5 protein-coding genes and 1 pseudogene are annotated in these 4,976 nt (G+C 75.0%); 4 read left to right on the top strand and 2 right to left on the bottom strand.

What is annotated here, in order from left to right:
* The first annotated feature begins 263 nt into the window (after positions 1-263).
* Positions 264-947: an O-methyltransferase gene (locus QK440_RS40685; RefSeq protein ID WP_282798303.1), complete on the top strand. Its 684-nt coding sequence runs from the start codon at positions 264-266 to the stop codon at positions 945-947.
* 72 nt (positions 948-1,019) lie between these two features.
* Here QK440_RS40685 and QK440_RS40690 read toward each other — a convergent pair whose 3' ends face one another.
* Positions 1,020-1,412 carry a hypothetical protein gene (locus QK440_RS40690; protein WP_282798304.1) on the bottom strand — a complete coding sequence of 131 codons (393 nt, stop codon included), beginning with the start codon at positions 1,410-1,412 and terminating at the stop codon, positions 1,020-1,022.
* A gap of 80 nt (positions 1,413-1,492) precedes the next feature.
* On the opposite strand from QK440_RS40690, the gene QK440_RS40695 reads away from it, so the two are divergent.
* Positions 1,493-1,897 carry a DUF1992 domain-containing protein gene (locus QK440_RS40695; RefSeq protein WP_282798305.1) on the top strand — a complete coding sequence of 135 codons (405 nt, stop codon included), beginning with the start codon at positions 1,493-1,495 and terminating at the stop codon, positions 1,895-1,897.
* Between the two features lie 48 nt (positions 1,898-1,945).
* The gene (locus QK440_RS40700) at positions 1,946-2,263 is read left to right on the top strand and encodes an antibiotic biosynthesis monooxygenase (protein WP_282798306.1); all 318 of its coding nucleotides are present in this window, start codon (positions 1,946-1,948) and stop codon (positions 2,261-2,263) included.
* A gap of 193 nt (positions 2,264-2,456) precedes the next feature.
* Here the strand turns inward: QK440_RS40700 and QK440_RS40705 are convergent, their stop codons facing one another.
* Positions 2,457-4,508, bottom strand: a complete 2,052-nt coding sequence (locus tag QK440_RS40705) for an MFS transporter (protein WP_282798307.1) — start codon at positions 4,506-4,508, stop codon at positions 2,457-2,459.
* 149 nt (positions 4,509-4,657) lie between these two features.
* On the opposite strand from QK440_RS40705, the pseudogene QK440_RS40710 reads away from it, so the two are divergent.
* Positions 4,658-4,976 (top strand): annotated as a pseudogene (locus QK440_RS40710) (hypothetical protein); the annotation flags it as partial.

Genomic DNA, 4,976 nt, shown 5'->3' on the forward strand with positions numbered 1-4,976 from the left:
CCCCCCCCCCCCCCCCCCCCCGCCCCCCCCCCCCCCCCCCCCGCCCCCGCCCCCCCGCGCGCGGGGGGGGGGCGGGCCGCGGGCGCGGCCCGCCCCCCCCCCCCCCGCCCCCCCCGCGCGGGGGCCCCCCCCCCCCCCCGCCCCGGGGGGGGCGCGGGGGGGGGGGGGGGCCCCGGGGGGGCCCCCCGGGTTTTGGGGCCGGGGGGGGTTTGGGGCAGCCCCCGGCAGGGCCCACCCGCCCCACGACCCGGAAGGAGCACCCAGTGACCCCCCAACCCGCTCAGCCCGAGTGGACCGCCGTGGACACCTACTTCGCGGACCTCCTCACCCCGGAGGACGAGGCCCTCGCCCACGCCCAGCGCACCAGCGAGGCCGCCGGCCTGCCGCCCATCGCCGTCACCCCGGCCCAGGGCAAGTTCCTCCACCTCCTCGCCCTCCTGACACCCGCCCGCCGCATCCTGGAGATCGGCACCCTCGGCGGCTACAGCACCATCTGGCTGGCCCGCGCCCTCCCGGCGGGCGGCCACCTCGTCACCCTCGAGTACGCCCCGGCCCACGCCGCCGTGGCCCGCGCCAACCTCACCCACGCGGGCCTGGACAAGGTCACCGAGCTGCGCACGGGCCCCGCCCTGGACTCCCTCGCCGCGCTGCACGCCGAGGGCGCCGACCCCTTCGACCTGGTCTTCATCGACGCGGACAAGGTCAACAACGCCCGCTACCTGGAGTGGGCCCTGAAGCTGACCCGCCCGGGCAGCCTCATCGTCCTGGACAACGTGGTCCGCGGCGGCCGGGTCGCCGACCCGGCCGCGGCCGACGAACCCGACATCCGCGGCACCCACGAGGCCCTGGAACTGGTCGCGAGCCACCCGAGGCTCGACGGCACGGCGGTGCAGACGGTGGGCGCGAAGGGGTACGACGGCTTCGCCCTGATCCGCGTACGGGACTGATCCGCGTACGGGACTGCGTACGGGACTGCGTACGGGACCAGAACCCGCGGGCCCGGCCCCGGGCCCGGGTTCTCAACCCTCGTGGTAGAAGCCCACGTTCACGCTGCGCGGCCCCGACCGGTCCTGGACGATGATCTCCCCGGAGCCGCCCCGGGGCAGCGGCGCCGCTCCGCCGTAGGCCAGCGGCGTCGCCGTCCCGCCGGTGTGGACGCGTACCTCGGAGGCCGGATCGGGCTGGGAGCCGCGCAGCCAGGTGACGGTCCAGACACCGTCGGCACCGCAGCGGAACTCCAGGTGCGTACGGGAGACGAACAGCCAGTCCTGCGGCGGCACCAGCCGGCACACGGCGCCGTCGCGCCCGACGCGCAGCACGGCGCCCGGTTCGCTGGGCACCTCGGCCATCGTCATGCCCGCGGTCGCCCCCGCGTCCGTACCCGACAGCGTGGCCATCGTGAGCTCCAGCATCTCCGCACCCCCATGAAGTCGGACACTCGCGCGCATCCTAGCCTCGCCTTCGCCGCGCGCCCTTTGGGACCATGGAACGCATGACGGAGCGGAAGCCACCCGGTGTGAGTTTCGAGTCCTGGATCGACCGCCAGATCCGCGAGGCGGAGGAGCGCGGGGACTTCGCCGCGCTGCCCGGCCGCGGCGAGCCCCTGCCCGACGACGCGAACGCGGTGTACGACGAACTGTGGTGGGTCAAGCGGAAGCTGGCCCGCGAGGGCGTGTCCGTGCTGTCGCCGACGCTGGCGCTGCGCAAGGAGGCGGAGGACGTGCTCGCGGCCGCGGCGGACGCGCCGTCCGAGCGCGTGGCCCGGCGCCTGGTGACGGAGCTGAACGACAAGATCCGCGAGGCGCTGCGCACCCCGCCGCCGGGCCCGCCGCTGGGCCTGCGGCCGTACGACGTGGACGAGGTGGCGCGCGACTGGCGCGAACGGCACGGCGGCTGACCGGGACCTCACGCCGTTCTCACGCGGTGGTACGGGAGGATGGGCCGCATGAGCATCGTGAAGATCAACGTCCTGAACGTGCCCGCCGAGCAGCGCGAGGTCCTGGAGCAGCGCTTCGCGTCCCGCGCGGGCGCCGTCGAGAACTCGGACGGCTTCGAGTGGTTCGAGCTCCTCCGCCCGGTCGAGGGCACGGACAACTACCTGGTGTACACGCGCTGGCGCGACGAGGCGTCGTTCCAGGCGTGGATGGAGGGCCCGATGAAGGCGGCCCACCAGGGCGGCGCGGACCGCCCCAAGCCGGCGGCCACGGGCAACGAGGTCTGGTCCTTCGAGGTGGTCCAGCAGGCGGCTCCGAAGCAGTCCTGAACCGCCCTGCCAAGAGGGAAGCCCTCCGAGCCGCGCCGCCGAAGCCAGGTATGACGGGCGGGCGGGTGGGAAAGCCCGCGACAGCGCCGCAGACGGCAGGCACCGGGGAGCACCCCACCCGCCCGGGCCGCGCCGGCGAAGCCGGGTGTGACGGGTGGGCGGGTGGGAAAGCCCTGCCCGGGTAGGGCCCCGGTCAGCGGGGCGCGCCGCGCGCGGGGGCGCGGGGGCGTTCGGCGACGGAGCCGCACAGCTCCGCGCCCAGCTCCTCCACCAACCGCATCAGATCCGTCGGCCGCCCCGGCGTCCACCAGTCCCCCAGCAGCTCCGCCAGGGACTCCTCACGGGCCTTGGCGAGCCGCGCGGCGACCTCGCGGCCGGCGGGGGCCAGCCACAGGCCCAGGCCCTCGCGCAGCACCAGGCGGCGCTCCTCCAGCTGCCGCGCGGCCTGCGTGATGACGGTCAGCGGCACCACGCTGCGCTCGGCGAGCGTCCCGGGCTCCACGTGCCCGTGGCGGCTGACCCGCAGCAGCAGCCAGCTCGCGGCGGGCAGCAGGTCGTACCCGGCCCGCCGGGTGATGTCCTCGTACACCGCGCGCCGCCCCTCCCGCGTACCGAGTACGGACAGGGCCCGCGCCACCTCGTCGTACGAGGACCGCTCCACCGGGTTGCTGGCGAGCGTCTGCGTGGGGTCGGGCGCGGTGACCGCGCGGCGCAGCTTGTCCTCGCGCAGCAGCCAGGCCAGCGCGAAGGCCACGACGGCGGCCGGTGCCGCGTACAGGAAGACGTCGGTGATGGAACTGGCGTACGCGCTGACGACGCCGGGCCGCAGCGTGGCGGGCAGCTCCGCGATGCCGCGCGGGTCGGCCTTGAGGGAGTCCACGGTGACGCCCGGCGGCAGGTCACGGCCGCCCAGGAAGGCGGCGAGCTTGTCGCCGAGCCGGTTGGTGAAGACGGTGCCGAAGACGGCCACGCCGAACGAGGCGCCGATGGAGCGGAAGAAGGTCGCGCCGGACGTGGCGACGCCGAGGTCCTCGTAGCCGACGGCGTTCTGCACGATCAGTACGAGCACCTGCATGACGAGGCCGAGCCCGAAGCCGAAGACGAAGAAGTACGCGCTCATCTCGGCGGTCGGGCTGTCCGGCTTCAACTGGTGCAGGAGCAGCAGCCCGAGGGCGGTGATGCCGGTGCCCGCGACGGGGAACACCTTCCAGCGCCCGGTCCGGCTGACGATCTGCCCGGACCCGGTCGACGCGATCAGCATGCCGACGACCATCGGCAGCATGTGCACGCCCGACATGGTGGGCGAGACGCCCTGGACGACCTGGAGGAACGTCGGCAGGTACGTCATGGCCCCGAACATCGCGAAGCCGACGACGAAGCTGATGACGGCGGACAGGGTGAAGGTCCGCACCCGGAACAGCCGCAGCGGGATCACCGGCTCCGCCGCCCGCCGCTCGACCGCGACGAAGCACGCCGTGAGCACCACCCCGAGCACCGCGAGCCCGATGATGCGCGGCGAGCCCCAGGGCCAGGTGGTGCCGCCGAGCGAGGCGACGAGCACGAAGCAGGTGGCGACGGAGGCGATGAGGAAGGTGCCGAGGTAGTCGATGGTGTGGCGGGCGGTGCGGGCCGGGATGCGCAGCGCGACGGCGATCACGGCGAGCGCGACCGCGCCGACGGGCAGGTTGATGTAGAAGACCCACCGCCAGCTCAGGTGCTGGGTGAACAGGCCGCCGAGCAGCGGCCCGAGCACACTGGTGGCGCCGAAGACGGCACCGAAGAGGCCCTGGTAGCGGCCGCGGTCGCGCGGCGAGACGAGGTCGCCGACGATCGCCATCGACAGGACCATGAGCCCGCCGCCGCCGAGGCCCTGGAGCGCGCGGAAGGCGATGAGCTCGCCCATGTTCTGGGCGGCCCCGCACAGCGCCGAACCCACCAGGAAGATCACGATGGCGGACTGGAAGAGGCGTTTGCGGCCGTACTGGTCGCCGAGCTTGCCCCACAGCGGGGTGGCGGCCGTGGCGGCGAGCAGATACGCCGTGACCACCCACGACAGGTGCTCCATCCCGCCGAGGTCGCTGACGATCGTCGGCAGGGCGGTGGAGACGATGGTCTGGTCCAGGGCGGCGAGCAGCATGCCGAGCAGCAGCGCGCCGATGGACACCAGCACACCGCCGGACACGTGCTCCTGTGCCCCTGTCCCGCGTCCCGGCCCACTCGGCCGTGCGCTCACGTCCTGCGTCATGGACACCTCCCCGGGTACTCCTCCACCTTCCATCGTGGGCCGTGTCTCCCGTTATGGCCTGTTGAGTCGTACGGCTGCATACTCCTGGAGAGCTCTGCGGGGCGGCCGAGGGAGGGGAGCACCCAGTGAGCGAGCGGCACGGGAGAGCCATGGGGCCTGAGGAGCCCGCCTTAGGAACTGGTACAGGGGCTGGTGAGGGGCCCGCGGGGCCCGTCTGCCCCCGGTGCGGCACCTCGCGGGCGCCCGACGGCGCGCCCGCCTGCGGCTGCGCGCGGCAGGCGGCGGACGCCGTCCTGGAGACCCGCTCCGCGCAGGCCGCGGCCGCCGAGGACTTCGATCCGCTGCGCATCCGGCCGTACGTGACGCTGCCGGAGCCCGCCTCGCCGCTCCCGGCGCTCGGGGCGGCTCCGCTGCCGCCGGGGCCCCGGCCCGCGGCCCCGCCGCCCGCCGCGCCCCCGGGCAGGCGGT

Source organism: Streptomyces sp. CC224B, from assembly GCF_030010595.1.
Taxonomy (GTDB): domain Bacteria; phylum Actinomycetota; class Actinomycetes; order Streptomycetales; family Streptomycetaceae; genus Streptomyces; species Streptomyces longispororuber.